Genomic DNA, 20,785 nt, shown 5'->3' with positions numbered 1-20,785 from the left:
TGATCGGCGCGGTTTTGCGCCGTGTCGTCGGCGGATGCCTGGACCGAAAATCGGCGCGGACGGTTATTGCAGGGTTATTGCAGCAGGTTCAGCAGCGCGAATATTCCGGCAGACATCAGGGCGGCGGCAGGGACGGTGATGACCCAGGCCGCGACGATTGTCATGAAGTGGCTGCGGCGCACCAGCTTGCGGCGCTGCCGCTCTTCGGGTTCGATGCTGGGGGTGTCCTTGCCGGCGGTCAGGTTCTGGCGGCGTCGTCGTTCCATATGCCATTCGCGGTAAAAGCCGACGCCAAAGACGCCGCCGACCGCGATATGGGTGGAACTGACCGGCAGGCCCAGCCAGCTGGCCACGATAACCGTCATTGCCGCCGACAATGCCACGCAATAGGCGCGCATCGGGTTCAGCTTGGTGATCTGGCTGCCCACCATGCGTATCAGTTTCGGGCCGAACAGGAACAGCCCGAATGAAATGCCCAGCGCGCCGATCACCATGACCCATGTGGGGATCTGCACATCGGCGGCCACGTCCCCGGCCTGCACCGCATGCACGATTGCGGCCAGCGGGCCGACCGCGTTCGCCACGTCATTTGCCCCGTGTGCAAAGGACAAAAGCGCGGCAGAGAAGATCAGCGGCAACCCGAACAGCACCTTGACCGACTTGTTGCGGTTCTCCATCCCCTGCGATTTGCGGCGGATGATCGGCCGGGTGGCGGCCCATGTCAGCACGCCCAGAACCAGCCCGATCACAAGTGCCGCAGGCATTCCGATGTCGATCAGCCGTTTGAAGCCCTTCAGCGCCAGATAGGTGGCAAAGGTGCCGGTCATGATGCCCACAAGGATCGGCACCCAGATGCGCGATGCTGCAATCTTGTCCTCCTGATAGAGGATCCGGCTTTTGATCAGCGCCAGAAAGGCAGCGGCGACGATCCCGCCCAGCATGGGCGAGATGACCCAACTGGCCGCGATGGCCGCCATGGTCGGCCAGTTCACGGCGGCAAACCCGGCGGCCGCAATGCCGGCCCCCATGACCCCGCCCACAACCGAGTGGGTGGTCGAGACGGGCGCGCCGATTTTGGTCGCCAGGTTCACCCACAGCGCCGCCGATATCAGCGCCGCCATCATTGCCCAGATGAAGACGCGCGTTTCGGCCACGCCGGCCGGGTCGATGATGCCCTTGGATATGGTCGATACCACATCGCCGCCCGCGAGCAGCGCGCCTGCGCTTTCGAACACGACGGCGATGGCGATGGCGCCGCCCATCGACAGCGCGCCGGCGCCGACGGCGGGGCCCATATTGTTGGCCACGTCATTGGCCCCGATATTAAGCGCCATATAGGCGCCGAACACGGCGGCGGCGATGACGATGCTGGCGGTCGGTGTCTGCGCAAAGAAGACGGCAGCGGCCAGCCCCGCCAGCACGATAAAGACCAGCGCAACGCCGGTGGCGACAAGGGGCCGCGCGACATAGGCGGCAGCCGTTTCCACATGGGAAATCCGGCTGAGATCCTTGTCGATCGTGCTCCAGTTGCGGGTGTCGGGTGTCTTGGCCAAAATGGGTCCGCCTTGATGTGTCGCCGGGGGGTATAGCGCCGGCGCGTCCTTCAGAGCCATCCGTTCAGACGCAAATGCGCGAAAGGGTTCAGTGCTGCGCGGGTTTTGCCACACCTGAGGCTTCAGAGGAATGGCAAAATGCCTTTTGCGGGCGGCTGCGCCTTTTTACGGTCGAAGCGTGCGCAAAAGATCCTGAAGCGCCGGCTCGCGCACCATGGTCGCCGCCTTGGCGGGACTGACCCAGGCGCGGCGGCGTTCGGCGGCCTCGGGGAACTCATCTGCCATCTGCTGGACGTGCAGCTTGTAGACCTGTACGGAAACCGCCAGATCATAGCCGGACTCTTGGGTCTTGCCGTAGTCATAGCTGCCGATGGGCGTGGGCGCCGGCGTGTCGCCGGTCACGCCGGCCTCCTCCCACGCTTCGCGGGCGGCGGATTCGGGGCCGGTCAGCCCTTCGATCGGCCAGCCTTTGGGCATGACCCAGCGGCCGGTGTCGCGGCTGGTGATCAGCAGCACCTCGATGCCGCCGCCGTCCGCCTTGCGCCAGCATAATGCGGCGACCTGATGTTCGGGCGGGCGGCGCAAGAGCGGCTGCACCAGCTCTGTCCATGCCCGTTTAAATGGGTTGATCATCTCTATTGCCTCACCGCTTGATGGTTTTTGTTATATGCGACGCGCCAATCTATCGCAGGTGCGACATCTTTGCAAACTCAGCGGCGGCGAATCGGTGCGCTGCGACAGCGTTATTTGCGCGGCTTTGCGCGCAGGGTCGGGTCCGCTTGCCTGGGGTCTTCGGGCCACGGGTGGCGCGGGTAGCGCCCGCGCATGTCGCGCCGCACATCCACATAAGAGCTGTCCCAGAAACCGGGAATGTCCTGCGTTGCCTGAAGCGGCCGGCCCGCAGGCGACAGCAGCGTAACACGCAGCGGCGTGCGGCCCAGCATCGGGTGGCTGGTCTGGCCGAACATTTCCTGAAGGCGCAGCTGAATTTCCGGCGGATCGGCGGCGTAGTCGATGGGGATCTCCCGGCCCAGCGGGGTGGTAAAACGGGCGGGCGCCAGCGCATCCAGCGCCTGCATGGCGTCCCAGTCCAGCAAGGCGCGCAGCGGCTCCAGTATATCGAAGCGGCGCCAGTCCTGCGCCGACGTCACGCCAGCCAGATAGGGCAGCAGCCAGTCCTCCAGCGTGTCCATCAGCGCGGCATCCGACATATCGGGCAGGTCCATCCCCGCCGCGCGCCCCAGCGCTACCCGCGCGGCAAAGCGGCGGGCCGCGTCTGACCAGATCAGGCCGATCTCGCGCACGCCGTCCAGCATGGCGCGCGCGATCGCGTCCTCCGGCGCGTCCTTCCAGTGGCGGTCGTCCAGCACCAGCGCGCCAAAGCGTTCCTGCCGGCGCGCCAGAACGCGGCCCTCGCGGCGCGACCATGCGCAGATATCGTGCCAGGCGATCTGATCTGCGAACAGGCCGCGCAGCCCGGCATCGCTGAGCGTGATAGCCTGCCGGATGCGCGCCTCGCGCGGGTTGCCGTCCGTATCCGTCACCACGATCAGGCGCTGGCCGGCCAGCGTATCGGCGGCGTCCAGCACCGCGCCCTTGCCGCCTGACAGCAGGTAGCGCGGCGCATCGCCGGGGCGGCGCAGCCCGATGCGGTCCGGGTAGGCAAGCGCGGCCATTTCCGCATCGCTGTACTTTTGATCGGCGGGCTTTGCGGCACTGCGCAGGCGCCGCGCCTCCTGCGTGATCCGCTGTAGCACCGCACGGCTGGGCGGGTAGGGGTGCGGGCCCTTGGGGCTGCGTATCGCTTTCAGCCGCAGGGCCAGATCCGCGGGCGCGCTGCGCGGCAGCGGATCACGCTCGGCCAGCAGTGCCGCCATCGGGGCGGCGTCCGGCCCCGCCAGCGCCAGCATATGCGCCAGACGCGGATGCAGGGGCAGGGCGGCCAGCGCGCGGCCATGGGCGGTGATGTGTCCCGCCGTGTCCAGCGCACCCAGCATCGCCAGCAGCGCCTGCGCCTCGCCGTAGCTGCCGGGATTGGGCTGGGTCAGCAGCGGGATCTGATCGGGCGCCGCGCCCCACTGCGCCAGCTCCAGCGCCAGCGGCGCCAGATCCGCCGCCTCGATTTCCGCCGGGGGAAAGGCGGGCAGCGCGCCCTCCTCGCCGCGGGTCCACAGACGGTAGCAGGTGCCGGGCGCAACCCGGCCCGCGCGGCCCTGTCGCTGTGTTGCCTCGGCGCGGCTGACCGGCTCTGTCACCAGCCGCGCCATGCCCGAGGCCGGATCGAACCGCGCGCGCCGGGCCCGGCCGCCATCCACCACGGTGCGGATGCCCTCGATCGTCAGCGAGGTTTCGGCGATGGAGGTGGCCAGCACGATCTTGCGCGCCGATGCCTCGGGCGCGATGGCCGCGCGCTGGGCGGCAAAATCCATCGCGCCAAACAGGGGGCGCATCACGCAGCCGGGCGGCACGCGCGGCGCCAGCAGCCCCTCCAGCCGCCGGATTTCGCCCTCACCGGGCAGAAATATCAGCACGCCGCCGGTTGTCTGCTCCAGCGCGGTACAGGTCAGATCGGCCAGCGCCGCCTCGAATCGCTGGGCTTTTGGCAGGGGGCGGTCCAGCCAGCGGGTTTCGACGGGGTAGGCGCGCCCTTGGGATGTGATCAGCGGTGCATCCCCCATCAGCGCCGCCACCGGCGCCGCGTCCAGCGTGGCCGACATCGCCAGCAGCATCAGATCGGGCCGCAGCGCGCCCGCAATCTCAAGGCACAGCGCAAGCCCCAGATCACTATCAAGGCTGCGCTCGTGAAATTCGTCGAATATCACCGCGCCGATGCCCGCCAGCTCCGGGTCCGACTGAATGCGGCGGGTCAGTATGCCGGTCGTGACCACCTCGATCCGGGTCGCTTTTGACACCTTCGCCTCGCCGCGCACACGGTAGCCGACGGTCTGCCCCACCGGCTCGCCCAGCGTCTCGGCCATACGCTCGGCCGCGGCGCGGGCGGCCAGGCGGCGCGGCTCCAGCATGACGATGCGGCCCGGCGCCAGCGCGGCCTCCCGCAGGGCCAGCGGCACCAGCGTGGTTTTGCCCGCGCCCGGCGGCGCTTGCAGAACGGCGCGGCCACGGGTGCGCAGGGCATCCATCAGCGCGGGCAATACGGCGGTGATCGGCAGGTCCGGGGTCATCTATCGGCGCGTCAACTCAGCAGTGCCATAGCCCGACCTGACCGACAGCGCCTGCGGCTGCATCATGTCGCCCATCGGCGCGTAGGTTATGGTGAACGGATAAACGCTCTGCCGCTTCATCTCGGACGCGGAAAACCCGGCAAGTCGGCGGTAGGCGCCGCTACAAATGACGCGGTCCGCCTCGTCGCGCCGCGCCGACATCGCCAGCGATGCACGCCGCGCGCCGTCATAGATGATGACGCTATAGCTGCACACGCCATTGCGGGGCCTGTCGCGCAGCACACCATAAAGCGCGGTCAGCGGATCGACGCTGCCCTTCTGGGCGCGGAGGTCCAGCGCGCCGGGATCGCCGGCCACCTTGGCCGCAACCGTACCGCCGGTGATGCGCGGGATGCCCTGCGCATAGCTGAGCTGCGCGGTCGATCTGCGGCTGCCGGTGTCGATCTGCTCGTCATAGCGGCCTGGCGCCAATCCTGCGGGCGAAATGCGCCCCTGCGCGCTCATCCTGAAACTGGCGTCGACAATGCGCGCCAGCCCGGTGGTGGCAAAGGCCGCGCTGACCGCATAGCGCGCGCCATCCTCGCGCGCGGCAAGGCGCAGCTGCCCCACAGGCACGCCCAGCAGCCGCACATCATAGCGGCTGTTTGCATCACTGGCCTGCGCAGGAAGACAGGGCAGCAGCAACGCGGCAAGGGCAAGGGCGTAGATACGCATGTGGCGGATGGCCTTTTGTTTGGGTCTGCGCGCGGGCTGGACAAATCCCCGCCCGGCACGGCAGATAGATGGGCAGACAGATTTCGGGCCGAAGACAAGGACAGGGTATCCATGACCATCGACATTGCACAGCTTGAGAGCGGAATTGTCAAAGGGGATCGGCGCGCGCTGTCCCGCGCCATCACGTTGGTCGAAAGCACCCGCGCCGATCATCGCGCCGCCGCCGCCGAACTGATCGAGGCGCTCAAGGGCGCCAATGGCGTGTCGCGCGAGGCGTTGCGCATCGGCCTGTCCGGCACGCCGGGCGTGGGCAAATCCACCTTTATCGAGGGGTTCGGCGGCATGCTGACGGCGCAGGGCCTGCGCGTGGCGGTGCTGGCTGTCGATCCCAGCTCGGCGCGGTCGGGCGGCTCCATCCTGGGCGATAAAACCCGCATGGACCAGCTCAGCCGCGACCCGAACGCCTTTATCCGCCCGTCCCCCAGCCAGACCCATCTGGGCGGCGTCGGCCGCCGCTCGCGCGAGGCGGTGGCCCTGTGCGAGGCGGCCGGATTCGACGTGGTGCTGATCGAAACGGTGGGCGTGGGGCAGTCCGAAACGGTGGTAGCGGAAATGTCCGATCTCTTCGTGCTGCTGCTGGCCCCTGCGGGCGGCGATGAATTGCAAGGGGTCAAACGCGGCATCATGGAAATTGCCGACATCATCCTGATCAACAAGGCCGACGGCGATCTGAAACTGACCGCGCGCCGCACCTGCGCCGATTATTCCGGCGCCCTGCGCCTGATGCGCAAGCGCCCGCAAGATCCCGAAGGCTTCCCCAAGGCGATGATGGTCTCCGCCCTCGAAAGCACCGGGATGGAGGCCGCATGGCGCGAAATGCAGGCCCTGACCGACTGGCGCCGCGAAAATGGCCACTGGGCCGCACGCCGCGCCGCGCAAGCGCGCTACTGGTTTCAGGAGGAGGTACGCCAGGGCCTTCTGGCCCGGCTGGAAACTGCAGATGCCCGCGCCGCCCTGCGCGAGATGGGCGAAAAGGTGGCTCTGGGCCAAACCACCCCCGCAATCGCCGCCGCCGCCCTGCTGGAACAGATCGGCGCCGCGGACGCCACTTAAATCAAAGCGCGCGAAAGCCCATGCAGACCCTGACTGCCCATTCTTCTTGCGAAAAATATCCTCGCCGAAGGCATAAAATCTCTTTTGGCGCCCCGGCACGCAAATCAGGCGGGCGCGGCTCTTGACGCGCGGTGCGATTCCGCCTACTCACCGGCAACATAATTTCGGGCGTGGCTTCTGGGCGGCGTCCGTCGGTTCGGTCGGCATAAATACCGAATCGCGTAAACACGGGCCGACTGGCCTTCACCTGTAAGACGAGGATGACACCATGTCGCGCCGCTGCGAATTGACCGGAAAAGGCCCGATGGTTGGCAATAACTCCAGCCACGCCAACAACAAGACCAAGCGTCGGTATCTGCCGAACTTGAACGATGTGACCTTGCAGTCCGAGGCACTGAACCGCGGCATCAAGCTGCGCATCAGCGCACACGCCCTGCGCAGCGTCGATCACCGCGGCGGTCTGGACGCATTCCTGGCCAAGGCAAAGGATGTCGAGCTGTCGCCAACCGCGCTGAAGGTCAAAAAAGAGATCGCCAAGGCGCAGGTCGCCACCGCCTGATCCATCTTCAAGTTGCGCTGTGATGAAATGTCACAGCGGTTTTAAACGGCTCTGTCATATCTGGCGGGGCCGTTTCGCTTTGCGCTCTTTCCAATGCCGTGGGGACGGGGCATATTCGGCGCATGAAGCCGATTTTGAACAGTCTTTCCGCTGCCGCGCTGACCTTTGCGCTGATCCTGACAGGTCAAGCCATGGCGCAGCTGCGCCTGACGCCCGGCCCTTCGGGCGTCATGGAAATCTGCACCGGTCACGGCCCGGTGCGTGTTCTGATCGGTGCCGACGGCACGCCGCAGGAGGCTGCCGCCGTCTGTCCTGATTGTGTGATGACGGCCCTTTACGATCTGGCCCCGCCTCAGCCGATGGCGGCCTATGATCCGCGCGTATCGCGGCTGGCAATGCAATCTGTGACAGCGCATGCCGCAGGTTTGGACGTTGTGCACCCGTCAGCCCGGTCGCCACCCGGCGCGGGCTGATTTGCAGACCACATCACCCAAACCGATCACACAGACAGGAGAGACATATGTCCTTCACCATTCGTACGCTTGCCGCCACCGCGGCTATCGCCCTGGCCATGCCCGCCTTTGCGCAAAGCATCGAGGTCCAGGATCCCTATGCGCGCAGCGCCTCGCCCACGGCCAAAACCGGTGCCGCGTTCATGCACATCGTCAATACTGGCGAGGCTGATCGCCTGATCAGCGCCGCATCGCCCGCCGCCGAGCTGGTCCAGCTTCATACCCATATGGAAAGCGGCGATGGCGTCATGCAAATGGTGCATGTCGAGGAGGGCTTTGATCTGCCCGCCGGCGAAACCATCCGTCTGGAGCGCGGCGGCAAGCATGTCATGCTGATGGGGCTGACCGAACCGATGGAGCAGGGCGCGACGGTGTCCGTCACGCTGACCTTTGAGAATGCCGGCGACATCGTTGTCGACGTCCCCGTCGATCTGGAGCGTATGCCGGGCGATATGGACCATGGCGCCATGGAAGGCATGGACCACGGCAGCGACGATACCAAAGCCGAATAACAAAACGTCGAGGGGCGGCCCTGTTAACGGGCCGCCCCATCGCATCGCGAGGCCGCAATGGCCTGCCACAGACAGCGGGGATCGCATGATTATCTACGGGCTCAAGAACTGCGACACCTGCCGCAAAGCGGTCAAGGCGCTGCCCGGCGCCACCCTCAGCGACGTGCGCGATGCGCCGGTGCCCGAGGCCACGTTGGCCGCCGCCCATGCGCAATTTGGCGATACCCTGGTCAATACCCGGTCCACCACATGGCGCAACTTGCCCGAGGACGCGCGCAAGGGCGCGCCGCTGGACCTGATTGCCCGGCATCCCGCCCTGATGAAACGTCCGTTGATCGACGCAGGCGGCAGCCTGTATCTGGGATGGGGCAAGGATGTTCAGGCTGCGCTGGCTCAGTCCTGACGCGCGCTGTGCCAACGCTGCACCAGCCAATCCAGTGACACCGGACCGGCGCCGCGGATGACCTGCACGACCAGCACGAAAACCCACAGCAGGCGCTGATCCATGATCAGCGAATCGGGGACGCGATCAAACCACGCGCCAACACCGCCCGGTTCGCTGCGCAGCCCATGACCGAAAATGTCGGTGGCCGATTGCAGCAAAACAAAGCCGATCATTCCCAGCGCCGCCAGCCGCGTGGCAAGCCCGATGACGATCAGCAGTGGCAGGATCAGCTCGGCCCAGGTGCCGGCCAGAACCACCAGAGTATGCAGAAAGGTCAACTGGCCGGTGTCATACCCCGCCGCTTCCATCGCGCGCGGAAAAATCTGCGCGTAGGCTCCGACGGACGGGCGGAACAGCCCCAGCACCCCGTCGCCCAGCTTGGCCAGTCCGGATGCCCAGTAATACCCCAGCAAGACGGCGGCGAATACCGCGCGGGCGGCAAGGCCCAGAAACGCATCGCCGCGCGACAGCGTGTCTGCGGCCGTTTGACAGGCCAAAATCAGGCGGCTCATGGCGCAGCTCCCGTAATGCAGGCGGCGCATCGCGCCGACAAGTTTACCATACGGAAGGTTTGACAAAAGTGAAACGATTGCGCTGGGCATGTGGCCGTTTCACGCGCAGCGCGGCAGTCTGACCTGCCGCCGCGCTGCGCAAAGCCGTGCCTATCGTTGATCCGGCGCCGTTGCCTCACGCCCCAGATCGCGGATCACGTCATCAAGCGCCTGAACGCTGGACTGTTTTTCGCCCAAACGGCGCAAGGACAGCGTGCGATCCTCAATCTCGCGGTGGCCGCAGGCGAGGATCACCGGCACCTTGCCGACGGAATGTTCGCGCACCTTGTAGTTGATCTTCTCATTGCGCACGTCCGCTTCGGCGCGCACTCCGGCGGCTTGCAGGGCGGCGACAACCTCCTGCACGTAATCATCCGCTTCGGACACGATGGAGGCGACGACCACCTGACGCGGCGCCAGCCAGAAGGGCAGCTTGCCGGCGTGTTCCTCGATCAGGATGCCGATGAACCGCTCGAAGCTGCCCAGCGTGGCGCGGTGCAGCATGTAGGGGCGCTGTTTGCTGCCATCCGCCGCGATATAGCTGGCGCCCAGACGTTCGGGCAGGTTGGGGTCCACCTGAAAGGTGCCGCATTGCCATGTGCGACCGATCGCGTCGGTCAGGTAGAAATCCAGCTTGGGCCCGTAGAACGCGCCATCGCCCGGCTCCAGCGTGAAGTCGCGGCCCGTCGCCTTGATCGCGGCCTCCAGCGCGCCCTCGACATGGTCCCACGACGCGTCACTGCCGACACGCTTTTCGGGACGGGTGGCGAATTTGATCTCGAACTGTTCGAACCCCAGATCGCTATAGATATCCGCAAGGAAGTTAATGAATTGCGCACATTCCGCCTCGATCTGGTCCTCGGTGCAGAAAATATGTGCATCGTCCTGCGTGAAGCCCCGCACGCGCATGATGCCGTGCAGCGCGCCCGACGGCTCGTACCGCGAGCAGGAGCCGAATTCGGCCAGACGCATGGGCAGATCGCGGTAGGATTTCAGACCCTGATTGAACACCTGCACATGGCAGGGGCAGTTCATCGGCTTCAGGGCGTTCACGGCCTTTTCGCGGGCGTGCTCCTCCTCGACCTCGACGATGAACATGTGGTCCTGATATTTGTCCCAGTGACCCGATGCCTCCCACAGCTTGCGGTCGACAACTTGTGGCGTGTTGATCTCCTGATAGCCGCCGGCGCGCTGTTTGCGGCGCATATAGTCCTGAAGCGTGGTGTAGATGGTCCAGCCGTTCGGGTGCCAGAACACCTGACCGGGGGCCTCTTCCTGCATGTGAAACAGGTCCATTTCGCGGCCCAGCTTGCGGTGATCGCGCTTGCCTGCCTCCTCCAGCATGTGCAGATGCGCCTTCAGCTTTTCCTTGCTGGAAAACGCCACGCCGTAGATGCGTTGCAGCATCTCGCGCTTGCTGTCGCCGCGCCAATAGGCGCCGGCGACGCTCATCAATTTGAACGCATCGCCGGGCAGCTGGCCGGTGTTTTGCAAATGCGGACCGCGGCACAGATCCTGCCAGTCGCCGTGCCAGTACATGCGCAGCGGCTCGTCGCCGGGGATGGATTCGATCAGCTCGACCTTGAACGGCTCGCCCGCGTCGGTGTAGTGCTGCACGGCGCGGTCGCGGTCCCAGACTTCGGTGCGCACGGGATCGCGGGCTGCGATAATCTCGCGCATTTTCTTTTCGATCAGGCCCAGATCCTCGGGCGTGAACGGCTCCTTGTGGTCGAAATCATAGTACCAGCCGTTTTCGATGACGGGGCCGATGGTGACGCGCACATCGGGCCAGATTTCCTGCACGGCGCGGGCCATGACGTGGGCCAGATCGTGGCGCAACAATTCGTTCGCCTGCGGCTCGTCCTGCATGGTGTGGATGGCGATGGCGGCGTCCGCATTGATCGGCCATTGCAGATCCCAGTGCTGGCCATCGACCGTGGCTGAAATTGCCTTTTTGCCAAGCGATTTGGAAATGTCGGCGGCAGCTTCGCCGGGCGTGATGCCGGGGGCATAATCGCGGGCGTTGCCATCGGGGAATGTAAGGGAGATTTGGGCCATGTCAGGCGCTCCTCGTCGGTTTGGCGCCTACGCGTGCGCCCGGTTGCGGGTGAGTAGGCCTTTTGCCGCCGCCCCGCGCGGCTGTCAAGGCGCCCGCATACGATTGCCGTTGGCGCGGGCGCGGCGCGATAGTAGGATTGGGGCGCAAATGTCCTTGATGGAGTGTCCCGAATGCCCGAATACAACCCGAATATCGAACTGACCGTCGCCGATATGGAGCTGATCGAAGATGCGCTGCGCCAGTCCAAGCGCCGGCTGAGCATGCCCGACGGCCCAGAAGAGGACGCCCCGATTGCCGGGCGCACCATTCGCGAGATTGATGAACTGCTGGGCCGTCTTCACAATCAAAAAGTGTTCTTTCGCCCCAGCAAAACGCCCTATGTCAGCGGATAATCGCGCAATGACCGGCCCGGCAGCATCCTACCACGAAACCCCGCAGGGGCGCCGCATTGCGTATCACTATACGGAAGGGGCCGCGCCGGGCATCGTGTTTCTGGGCGGCTTCATGTCCGATATGGAGGGCACGAAAGCCACCTATCTGGAGCAGGCCGCGCGGGCGCGGGGCAGGGCGTTCCTGCGGCTGGACTACTCCGGCCACGGCGCGTCGGGCGGCGCGTTCGAGGATGGCTGCATCACCGATTGGGCCGCCGATGCCATCGCGGTGATCGAGGCGCAGACAACCGGGCCGCAAATCCTGATCGGGTCGTCCATGGGTGGCTGGATCGCGCTGCTGATCGCGCGCCGCATGCCAGACAGTGTGGCTGGTCTTGTCACCATCGCGGCCGCGCCGGATTTTACCGAAAACAGCATGTGGGCCGGTCTGAACGATATCGAGCGCGCCAAGCTGATGCGCGAGGGGCGCATTTTCCTTCCCAGCGAGTATGACGCACCCTATACGATCACGCGCAAACTGATCGAAGACGGGCGCGAGAATCTGGTTTTTCGCGATCCGCTGGAATTGCCCTTTCCGGTTCGTTTTTTGCAAGGCACGGCTGACCGGGATGTGGACAGGTCCGTTGCGCTATCTCTTTTGGACCATGCCACGGGGCCGGATATGCGCCTGACACTGGTGGACGGGGCCAATCACAGCTTCTCTTCGCCCGACTGCGTTGATCTGATCACGGCGGCGCTGGACGAGGTGACAGACCGGGCCGCAGGCTAAGCCGCCATGACAGGCGCGCAGTTGCGCAAGGCGCCGGTTTTCCGCCGATGTGCCGGATCGTCCGATCTGCCGGTTGACGCTGGCGCGGCGTGTGCGACTGTGCGCGCCAACCCCGCCCCGCGAGAGGACCCCCCATGAACGAGGCCCTTGTCCTGTTGCCCGATGTCATGTGCGATGCGCGTGTGTTCGGCCCGCAGGTGGCGGCGTTCAGCAAAACCCATGCGGTGACCGTCGCGCCCATAACCGGCGGCGACCGGGTAGAGGAAATCGCGTCAAATCTGCTGGACGTGTTGCCGCGCAGATGCGCCGTGGTGGGCCTGAACATGGGCGGCACGGTCGCGATGGAGCTTTTGCGCCGTGCGCCCGACCGGGTGGCGCGGGTTGCGCTGATTGGCGCAAATGCCTTTGCAGAAACGCCGCAATCTGCCGCCGATCTGGAGCCGGTGATCATCAAGGGGCGGTCGGGAAATATGGCAGCGATGATAGACGGGCTGATCTCGCCCGAGATGCTGGCGCCCGGTCCGATGCGGGCCGATGTGATGGCATTGGTGCGGGATATGGCCGATCATCTGGGCGCGGACATGATTACGCGCCAGATCCGCGCGATGCAGCGCCGCCGCGATTATCAGGCAGAACTGCGCCGGTGCAAAATTCCGGCACTGGTGATGTGCGGGGAATATGCCGGGGCGGCGACGGTCAAGCGCAGCAGCTTTCTGGCCGGGCTGATCCCCTATGCCCAGCTGTCAAATCTGCAAGGGGCAGGCCACCTGCCGACGCTGGAGCAACCGGACGCCACGACGCAGGCATTGCAGGACTGGCTGCGCCAGCCCTTGATATTACGATAGGCCCCGCCCCGGAGTGGGGCGAGGCCTGATTGAACGTCAGCGAAAAGCGACGGCGTTAGCCGCGCCGGACCTTCCGGCGGTTCGAGCTGTTGCGCGGGGCAGGCTTGGGGCCGGGCTTGGGCGCATCGGTTGCGGGTGCTGCTGCGGCGCTTGCCGTGGGCGCTTGCGCTGCGGGCGGGGCGCTGGGCGTTGCCTTGGCAAACGGCGCTTGCTCGGTAGCGGCCTTGGTCGTGGGGGCCGCCGGTGCCGGGCTGGGTGTCGATTTGGGTGTCGATTTGGGCGCAGCTTCGGGCGGTGTCTTGGACGCCTCTGCGGGCTGCGGCTTTGCCGCCGACTTCTCTGTCGCTGCCGGTTTCGCGGCGGGCGCGGGCGCGGTGGCCTTGGCGGAAGGTGCCTCTGCCGTCTGCGCCTTGGCGGGCGCCGGGGCGCTTGCGGCTGCGTCCTGAGCCGGTGCCTTGGCCGCAGGGGCAGGCGCGGCGCGCTTCTCGGCCGGGGCCGGTTTTTCTGCCGTTTTGGCGACGGCAGGCTGCGCGGCCGGCGCCTTCTTGGCGGGCGCGGGCTTGGGCGTCGATTTTGGCGCAGGGTCGCTGTGCTGATCCATGAAGGCCAGAACCAAGGGGCGGATATTCTTGCGCCAGCTGCGGCCGGCGAAAATACCGTAATGGCCGGCGTCCGGCTCGACATGGCTGGCCTTTTTGGAGTCCGGCACGCCGGTCAGCAGGTCCAGCGCGGCGATGCACTGTCCGGGGGCGGAGATGTCGTCATGCCCGCCCTCGACCGTTTTGACGGCGACAGTCGTGATCTTGCCAATGTCCAGGCGGCGGCCCTTGATGGTGAATTCGTTATTGGCGATCTCAAGCCCTTTGAAAATCCGCTCGACCGTGGACAGGTAGAATTCGGCCGGCATGTCCATCACGGCCAGATATTCATCATAGAACCGGTTGTGGCGGTCGTGATCGCCATCCTCGCCCTTGGCGACGCGGACGATCTGATCGCTGAACGCCTTGGAGTGCTTTTCGCTGTTCATGGAGATGAACGACGCCAGTTGCAGCAGACCAGGATATACCATGCGGCCCACGCCCGGATATTTGAACCCGACGCGCTGCGTCATCGTGCCCTCAAGCTGGCCCATCGTGACGCGGCGGCCAAAATCGGTCACTTCGGTCGGGTTGGCATCGGGGTCCACCGGACCGCCGATCAGCGTCAGGGTGCGCGGCTGCGCGTCCGGCTCATCCTCGGCCAGAAGGGCGGTGGCGGCCAGCGCCAGCGGCGCGGGCTGGCAAACGGCGATGACATGCGTGTCGGGGCCCATCTCGCGCATGAACTCGGCAAGATACAGGGTGTAATCCTCGACGTCGAACTTGCCCGCGCTGACGGGAATATCGCGCGCGTTGTGCCAGTCGGTGATGAACACCTCGCAATGGACCAGCAGGCTTTTGACGGTCGAGCGCAGGAGGGTGGCGTAATGGCCCGACATCGGCGCAATCAGCAGAACGCGGCGCTTCATCGGCTTGCGGCCCGGAACGGCAAACTGGATCAGGTTGCCGAACGGTTTTTCGACGATGGTGTCGATGCTGACCAGATGATCCTTGCCGTCGTCACAGGTAAAGGTGCGAATGCCCCAGTCGGGTTTGGTCACCATGCGGGCAAATGTGCGCTCGGTCACTTCGCCCCATGCGGAAATCCACTGAAACGCAGGGTTTGGCGTCATGCTGAATATGGGGTAGGATGCAAACGAGAGGGCGGTTGCCCCGAACCATTGATTGGCGTTGCGTACTGTTTCCATCATGTCATAGGTGGCCATGTAACGCATAAGACTCCTTCAGGGCGGTGCGCCCTATTATACTTGCCGCGTGCGCCGGGCCGGCCTGGCCGAAACGTGGCGACGAAATGCTGCGTAGCAGAAACTTAGGGTGAAATGATTAAGATGGCAACGGATCAGCAAGCTTCGGACGAAAAACAAGATGACACCCTTGACCGGATGTCCGCCAATCTGGTGCGGGTAGAGGCGCTGTCCAAACGTCTGATCGCAGCCCTGTCTGACCGCAATCCGGCAAACCCGACGCTGAGCGGGCCATCGCAGGACCTGTTTTCAAAGGCGCTTGCGTCCTATTGGACAGATGCGTTTGAAAACCCCGCCAAACTGTATGAAAATCAGCTGGAATACTGGAGCCAATCCGTGCGCCAGTTCATGCAGGCGCAGCAAATGCTGCTGACGGGCGCGACCGCCCCCGCGCCCGAGGATGGCCCCCGCGACAAGCGTTTTGAAAACCCGCTATGGTACACAAACCCTTATTTTCGCTACATACGTGAACAATACGAGCTGAACGCGCAGGCCATAACGGATGCCGTGGCCAAAATCGATGATCTGGACCCGGTCGAGCAAAAGCGGCTGGACTATTTCTCAAGGCAGATCGTGGACATGATCGCCCCCACGAATTTTCTGGGCACAAACCCCGATGCGCTGGAAAAGGCAGTGGCCACCGATGGCGAAAGTCTGGTCAAGGGGCTGGAGAATCTGGTCGCCGATCTGGAGGCGAATAACGGCGAGATGGTGGTGCGTCTGGCGGACGAGTCAGCGTTTCAGCTGGGTGGCAATATTGCCACGACACCGGGCAAGGTGGTCTATCGAAATGACATGATGGAGCTGATCCAATACGCGCCCGCCACGGACAAGGTGCGTGAAATCCCGTTGATCGTGTTTCCGCCATGGATCAACAAATTCTATATTCTCGACCTGAAGGAACAGAACAGCCTGATCAAATGGGTGACCGAGCAGGGCTATACCCTGTTCGTCGTCTCATGGATCAACCCCGATGTCAGCTATGCCGAAGTGGGCATGGAGAAATATATCGAGGATGGCTACCTGGCCGCCATTCGCGAGGTCAAGGCGATCACCGGGCAGCCCAAGGTCAACGCCGTCGGCTATTGCATCGCCGGCACCACGCTGGCGCTGACGCTGTCGCTGCTCAAGGCGCGCGGCGATACGTCGGTCAACTCGGCCACCTTCTTTACCGCGCTGACGGATTTCGACAATCAGGGCGAATTCACGCCCTTCCTGCAGGACGATTTCGTTGACGGCATCGCGGCAGAGGTCGAGGCGCAAGGCATCCTGCGCGCCTTCATCCTTGGCCGCACGATGAGCTTTCTGCGTTCCAACGATCTGATCTACAAACCCGCGATCCGCAGTTACATGCTGGGCGAGGCGCCGCCGGCGTTTGATCTGCTTTACTGGAACGGCGACGGCTCCAACCTGCCGGGCAAGATGGCGATGCAGTATCTGCGCGGCCTGTGCCAGCAAAACCTGTTCGCCGGGGAGGGGTTCGACCTTATGGGCAAAACGCTGCGCATTTCGGACGTGGATGTGCCGCTGATGGCCGTCACCTGCGAGACCGATCATATTGCGCCGTGGAAGGATTGCTATCGCGGCATGCAGAAAACCGGATCAGACGACCGGACCTTTATCGTGTCGCAGTCGGGCCATATCGCCGGCATCGTCAATCCGCCCAGCAAAAAGAAATACGGCCATTATACCAATGGCGACTGGTCCGGCGATGCCGCCACATGGAAGGACGCGGCCAGTTTCACCGAAGGCAGCTGGTGGCCCCGGTGGGAGGCCTGGCTGCGCCCGCGCTCGGGCGGCGAAGTTCCCGCGCGTCAGCCGGGCGATTCGGATCATCCGCCGCTGGCCGATGCGCCCGGCGACTACGTTCGTCAAAAAGCCATGCGCTGATTATCCAGCGTCGCCAATCCCTTGCCCGATCGCCCCGACACAAAATGCTGCATCGCAGAAAAATCCCTTGAAATGCCGCAGCGCAGCATGCATATTGGGGTCAGACGCGAAACAGCGGGTAGGTCCCGCACATAGCAAAGGAACTACACCATGGCTAACAAAGCACAAGACATGAACACGATGATGAAAGACATGATGGGCGCATTCCCCGTCGACACAAAGTCGATGGAAGACACGTTCAAGAATCAGGCCGCCCTGGGCGAAAAACTGTCGAACGTTGCGCTGAGCGCCGCTGAAAAGTCCGCCGAGATCCAGTCCGCATGGACCAAGTCGACCCTGGCGAAGATGTCCGAAATGTCCAAGGCCAAGACCGACCCGGCCGACTATTCCAAGGCAATGAGCGATTTTGCTTCTGCCAACGCCGAAATCGCAGCCGAAAACATGGCCGCATTCGCCGAAGTCGCCAAGAAGGTACAGACCGAGACAATGGAACTGCTGATGTCGGCCGGCCGCGACATGCAGGAAGAAGCCACAACAGCCGTCAAGAAAGCACAGGACGACATGTCCAAAGCTGCTTCCAAGGCAGGTAACGCCGCGAAGTAATTCGCAGCAGATATCGCGCCTTTCCTCCTCCCTGGGGGCGCAGGTATCGATCGGGCGGGCCGCATTGCGGCTCGCCCTTTCTTTTTGCGCGCGCAGCGACTAGGCTTGCTGCACCGCTGCATTTACTGGGAGAGCCGCCCGTGGCCGACAAAGACAAGCCGTTGCTGATCAAACGCTATGCCAGCCGGCGCCTCTACAACACCGAAACATCCGATTACGTGACGCTGGAGGATATCAGCCAGTTCATCCGCGATGGGCGCGACGTGCAGATCATCGACCTGAAATCAGGCGACGATCTGACCCGCCAATACTTGCTGCAAATCATTGCCGACCACGAAAGCAGGGGCGAAAACGTCCTGCCGATCAACGTTTTGAATGATCTGGTGCGCAGCTACACCACGCAGGCGGGCAGCATCGTGCCCGAATTTCTGGCCGCCAGCTTCGAGATGCTGCGCGACGGGCAATCGAAACTGCTGGAAAACATGACCAAGGCAAACCCGCTGGCGCAGATGCCCGGCATGGACGCGATGCGCATCCAGCAAGAGGCGTTCATGAAGGCCATGACCGGCGGCTTGGGCGGCATCGGCGCCGCGCCCTCCAAAGGCAAGCGCCAGTCTGATGGCGGTGACCTGGACGAGATCAAGGCGCAGCTGGCCGCGCTACAGCAACAGCTCGCGCGCATGGGCAAGTAACGCGGAATGGCGGGCAGCCCCGGTAGTCCCGGCCGCATCACGCTCTGGGGGATCGAGGTGTTCATGGCCGCCGCCGATGAACGCTCGATCTCGGCCGCCGCGCGGCGCCTCGGCGCCAGCGCGTCCACCATCAGCCAGCAGCTGACCAATCTTGAATCGGCCGTCGGCGCGCCCTTGCTGGAGCGCAGCGCGCGCCCCCTGCGCCTGACCCGCGCGGGCGAAATCATGCACCGCCGCGCGCAGGTCATCCTGAACGAGGCCGCGCAGGCCCGCGCCGAACTGGCCGCCTCCGATCTGACATCGCTCACGCTTTTCCGCCTCGGCATGATCGAGGATTTCGAGGCTGACGTCACGCCCCGCCTGCTGGCTCATATGGCGGGCCACCTCACATCCTGCCGTTTCCAGCTGGAAACCGGCGCCAGCCACCTGCTTCAGGATCGGCTGGATTCGCGCGATCTGGATGTGATCGTCGCGGCGCAGTTGGGTGCCGCGCCCGACTGGGCCGAAACGCATCCTCTGCTGCGCGAGGGGTTCGTCGTCGCCGCGCCGCGCGGCCTGATCGACACGGGCGCCGATCTGCTGGCCCAGCTGCGCGGCCTGCCGCTGGTACAATATACCCAGGCCCATTACATGGGCCGCCTGATCACGTCCCACCTTGCCCGCGAAAACATCACCGTGCCGCACCGGTTCGAGCTGGACAGCTACCACGCGATCCTCGCCCTTGTCGGACAGGGCAGCGGCTGGACCATCCTGCCGCCCCTGGCCCTGATGCGCGCGCGCCGCTTTGCCGATCAGATCGACGTGCTACCACTGCCATTCCAGCCACTGACACGCACGATCACCCTGACCGCGCGCAAGGATATCCTGCAATCCATGCCCGCCGATGTGGCCGCCACGCTCAAACCGATCCTGCAAGAGGCCATCGTCACCCCGGCGCTGGCGCGCTACCCGTTCCTGACCAGCGAACTGACCATGCTATAGCGCGCCGTCCCCCGGCTTTCTCTTGGTCAAAATACCCAAATTCCGCCGACAACACCGCACGCCTTCGCCTGCCGTGGCACGCCATCAGGTGCCATAGGCACGCGCTGCGCCCATCACATCCTCAACCGCGCCCAGGATCGCACCGGCAATCGCATCCTGCTGCGCGCGCGTCAGCCGCGCGGGCAGGCGGGTGTCACACGCCCGCGCCAGCATGGCGCGCGTTTTCGGCAAGTCCGGCACATCGCCGGGAATAAACTGCCAGTTCCAGAAGGCGCGCGCATTGTCCCGGCTCTGGCCAAAGATCTGCACCTTGACCCCGCGCTGCGCCGCCGCGTCCGCAAAGCTGCGCGCGGCATCCTCATCCATGCCAACCAGATTGAACTGGATCGAATCCGGCGCCCGTTCCTCGGGCACCAGCGGCGCGGGCACATTCAGCCACGGGCTCTGCTCCAGCAGGCTGGCCACGTAATCATGCCCTGCGCGGCCGTCGCGCACCCGGCGCGGGATCTCGTTCAGCTGCGGGCGGATGATGGCCGCGCTCAGGTTGTTCAGGCGCAGATTGTACAGCGGCAGCTTGTTCTGCCAACGGCCAAAGGCATCCTTCAGCGCGTTGTCGCCATGGGCCAGATGCTTGGCCCAGTTATGCTCATACGCGCCGGACATGATGATCGCCCGTGCGACCAGATCAGCGTCATCGGTGATCATGATACCACCTTCGCCTGCGTTCAACAGCTTGTAGGACTGAAACGAAAAGCACCCGATGCGCCCGATCGTGCCGATATTGCGCCCGTGCCATGTGGTGCCCAGCGAATGCGCCGCGTCCTCGATGACCGGAATGCCGCGCGCGTCGCACAGCGCCATGATCGCGTCCATGTCGGAGGTGTGACCGCGCATATGGCTGATGATGACAGCGCTTATGTCTGCGTCCAGACGGCTTTCGAAATCAGCCATGTCGATGCGGTAATTGTCGCCGACCTCGCACAGGACGGGCACACAATCTGCGTGCATGACGGATGACGGCACCGCAGCAAAGGTAAACGCGGGAATCAGAACACGCGCCCCATGCGGCAGATCCAACGCCTTCAGCGATAGAAACAACGCCGCCGAGCAGCTTGAAACTGCCAGTGCATAGCGCGACCCCATCGCTTGCGCAAATTCACGCTCCAGCAGCGAGACGGGCGAATCCTCGGGCGCGGTGTAGCGAAACAAATCGCCCGATTGCAGCATCCGATCAATCGCATCGCGCGCAGCCTCTGGAATAGGCTCGGCATCGTATGTGTTGGGGGGCAGGGCGCTCGTGGCCATGATTTCACCTTTTCCGAAAAGACGTTTCGCCTTTTCTAAACGAAAAGCGGCATGACACGAAAGGGGAAACTCCGTTTTCTGGCTATATGTGTGTAGCGTGACGGTCAAATCTGCAGAGTTTTACAGTCGAATCTGCAGCAAACGCTTTTTTTGATAGCATGGCGCGCCGGGCCGGGACAGGGCGCGGTGGCGTGACCGTTCAAACCGCGCGCCTTCAAGCTGCCTTTAACGGTCTGTTTAACGCCCGTTGAACACCCCTTGAACA

19 protein-coding genes and 1 pseudogene are annotated in these 20,785 nt (G+C 64.3%); 12 read left to right on the top strand and 8 right to left on the bottom strand.

The genetic code is table 11. The features are described from left to right. Positions 1-74 precede the first annotated feature (74 nt). The 4 genes from DQ230_RS09115 to DQ230_RS17095 form a co-directional block, all read right to left on the bottom strand. On the bottom strand, positions 75-1,613 hold the full coding sequence (locus tag DQ230_RS09115) for an inorganic phosphate transporter (RefSeq protein ID WP_113912333.1): 1,539 nt from the start codon (positions 1,611-1,613) through the stop codon (positions 75-77). A 105-nt stretch (positions 1,614-1,718) separates the two neighbouring features. After that, a complete protein-coding gene (locus DQ230_RS09110) occupies positions 1,719-2,186 on the bottom strand; it encodes an NUDIX hydrolase (protein WP_113912279.1) in 468 nt (155 codons plus the stop codon). A gap of 110 nt (positions 2,187-2,296) precedes the next feature. Next, positions 2,297-4,735, bottom strand: a complete 2,439-nt coding sequence (gene hrpB, locus DQ230_RS09105; protein WP_113912278.1) for an ATP-dependent helicase HrpB — start codon at positions 4,733-4,735, stop codon at positions 2,297-2,299. After that, positions 4,736-5,449, bottom strand: a complete 714-nt coding sequence (locus DQ230_RS17095; protein WP_162497407.1) for a DUF3108 domain-containing protein — start codon at positions 5,447-5,449, stop codon at positions 4,736-4,738. Between the two features lie 111 nt (positions 5,450-5,560). On the opposite strand from DQ230_RS17095, the gene meaB reads away from it, so the two are divergent. From meaB to DQ230_RS09075, 5 genes are all read left to right on the top strand, one after another. Beyond that, positions 5,561-6,562, top strand: coding sequence for a methylmalonyl Co-A mutase-associated GTPase MeaB (gene meaB, locus DQ230_RS09095; protein WP_113912276.1), 1,002 nt, complete (start codon positions 5,561-5,563; stop codon positions 6,560-6,562). 268 nt (positions 6,563-6,830) lie between these two features. Further along, positions 6,831-7,121, top strand: coding sequence for a 50S ribosomal protein L28 (rpmB, locus tag DQ230_RS09090; protein WP_113912275.1), 291 nt, complete (start codon positions 6,831-6,833; stop codon positions 7,119-7,121). Positions 7,122-7,255: 134 nt separating this feature from the next. After that, on the top strand, positions 7,256-7,594 hold the full coding sequence (locus DQ230_RS09085; RefSeq protein ID WP_162497406.1) for a hypothetical protein: 339 nt from the start codon (positions 7,256-7,258) through the stop codon (positions 7,592-7,594). Between the two features lie 47 nt (positions 7,595-7,641). Then, the gene (locus DQ230_RS09080; RefSeq protein WP_113912273.1) at positions 7,642-8,145 is read left to right on the top strand and encodes a copper chaperone PCu(A)C; all 504 of its coding nucleotides are present in this window, start codon (positions 7,642-7,644) and stop codon (positions 8,143-8,145) included. Between the two features lie 85 nt (positions 8,146-8,230). Further along, a complete protein-coding gene (locus tag DQ230_RS09075) occupies positions 8,231-8,548 on the top strand; it encodes an ArsC/Spx/MgsR family protein (RefSeq protein ID WP_113912272.1) in 318 nt (105 codons plus the stop codon). Here DQ230_RS09075 and DQ230_RS09070 read toward each other — a convergent pair. Then, the gene (locus DQ230_RS09070) at positions 8,539-9,102 is read right to left on the bottom strand and encodes a DoxX family protein (protein ID WP_113912271.1); all 564 of its coding nucleotides are present in this window, start codon (positions 9,100-9,102) and stop codon (positions 8,539-8,541) included. The two genes, DQ230_RS09075 and DQ230_RS09070, sit on opposite strands and share 10 nt — an antisense overlap. 150 nt (positions 9,103-9,252) lie before the next feature. Beyond that, positions 9,253-11,199: a threonine--tRNA ligase gene (gene thrS, locus DQ230_RS09065; protein ID WP_113912270.1), complete on the bottom strand. Its 1,947-nt coding sequence runs from the start codon at positions 11,197-11,199 to the stop codon at positions 9,253-9,255. Positions 11,200-11,370: 171 nt separating this feature from the next. Here thrS and DQ230_RS09060 point away from each other — a divergent pair, with 171 nt between their 5' ends. The 3 genes from DQ230_RS09060 to DQ230_RS09050 all read left to right on the top strand — a co-directional run bounded on the left by DQ230_RS09060 (position 11,371) and on the right by DQ230_RS09050 (position 13,206). After that, positions 11,371-11,592, top strand: a complete 222-nt coding sequence (locus DQ230_RS09060) for a hypothetical protein (RefSeq protein WP_113912269.1) — start codon at positions 11,371-11,373, stop codon at positions 11,590-11,592. Positions 11,593-11,599: 7 nt separating this feature from the next. Further along, a complete protein-coding gene (locus DQ230_RS09055) occupies positions 11,600-12,361 on the top strand; it encodes an alpha/beta hydrolase (protein WP_113912268.1) in 762 nt (253 codons plus the stop codon). A 134-nt stretch (positions 12,362-12,495) separates the two neighbouring features. Then, entirely contained in the window at positions 12,496-13,206 is a 711-nt protein-coding gene (locus DQ230_RS09050; RefSeq protein WP_113912267.1) for an alpha/beta fold hydrolase, read from the top strand. A gap of 547 nt (positions 13,207-13,753) precedes the next feature. Here the strand turns inward: DQ230_RS09050 and phaZ are convergent. Next, positions 13,754-15,019, bottom strand: a pseudogene (phaZ, locus tag DQ230_RS09045) (polyhydroxyalkanoate depolymerase); the annotation flags it as partial. A gap of 114 nt (positions 15,020-15,133) precedes the next feature. On the opposite strand from phaZ, the gene DQ230_RS09040 reads away from it, so the two are divergent. The 4 genes from DQ230_RS09040 (at position 15,134) to DQ230_RS09025 (ending at position 19,215) form a co-directional block, all read left to right on the top strand. Continuing rightward, on the top strand, positions 15,134-16,939 hold the full coding sequence (locus DQ230_RS09040) for a PHA/PHB synthase family protein (RefSeq protein WP_113912265.1): 1,806 nt from the start codon (positions 15,134-15,136) through the stop codon (positions 16,937-16,939). A gap of 150 nt (positions 16,940-17,089) precedes the next feature. Next, on the top strand, positions 17,090-17,542 hold the full coding sequence (locus tag DQ230_RS09035) for a phasin, PhaP (protein ID WP_113912264.1): 453 nt from the start codon (positions 17,090-17,092) through the stop codon (positions 17,540-17,542). Between the two features lie 140 nt (positions 17,543-17,682). Then, complete coding sequence (gene phaR, locus DQ230_RS09030; RefSeq protein WP_113912263.1) at positions 17,683-18,234, top strand: polyhydroxyalkanoate synthesis repressor PhaR; 552 nt, start codon at positions 17,683-17,685, stop codon at positions 18,232-18,234. Between the two features lie 6 nt (positions 18,235-18,240). Beyond that, positions 18,241-19,215, top strand: coding sequence for a LysR family transcriptional regulator (locus tag DQ230_RS09025; protein ID WP_113912262.1), 975 nt, complete (start codon positions 18,241-18,243; stop codon positions 19,213-19,215). An 84-nt stretch (positions 19,216-19,299) separates the two neighbouring features. Here the strand turns inward: DQ230_RS09025 and DQ230_RS09020 are convergent, their stop codons facing one another. Further along, positions 19,300-20,520, bottom strand: coding sequence for a DegT/DnrJ/EryC1/StrS family aminotransferase (locus DQ230_RS09020; RefSeq protein ID WP_113912261.1), 1,221 nt, complete (start codon positions 20,518-20,520; stop codon positions 19,300-19,302). Positions 20,521-20,785 lie beyond the last annotated feature (265 nt).

This window comes from Roseovarius dicentrarchi, from assembly GCF_003316635.1.
Classification (GTDB): domain Bacteria; phylum Pseudomonadota; class Alphaproteobacteria; order Rhodobacterales; family Rhodobacteraceae; genus Roseovarius; species Roseovarius dicentrarchi.
The sequence above is the reverse complement of the archived record's forward strand: the minus strand, read 5'-3'. Positions and strand labels throughout refer to the sequence as shown.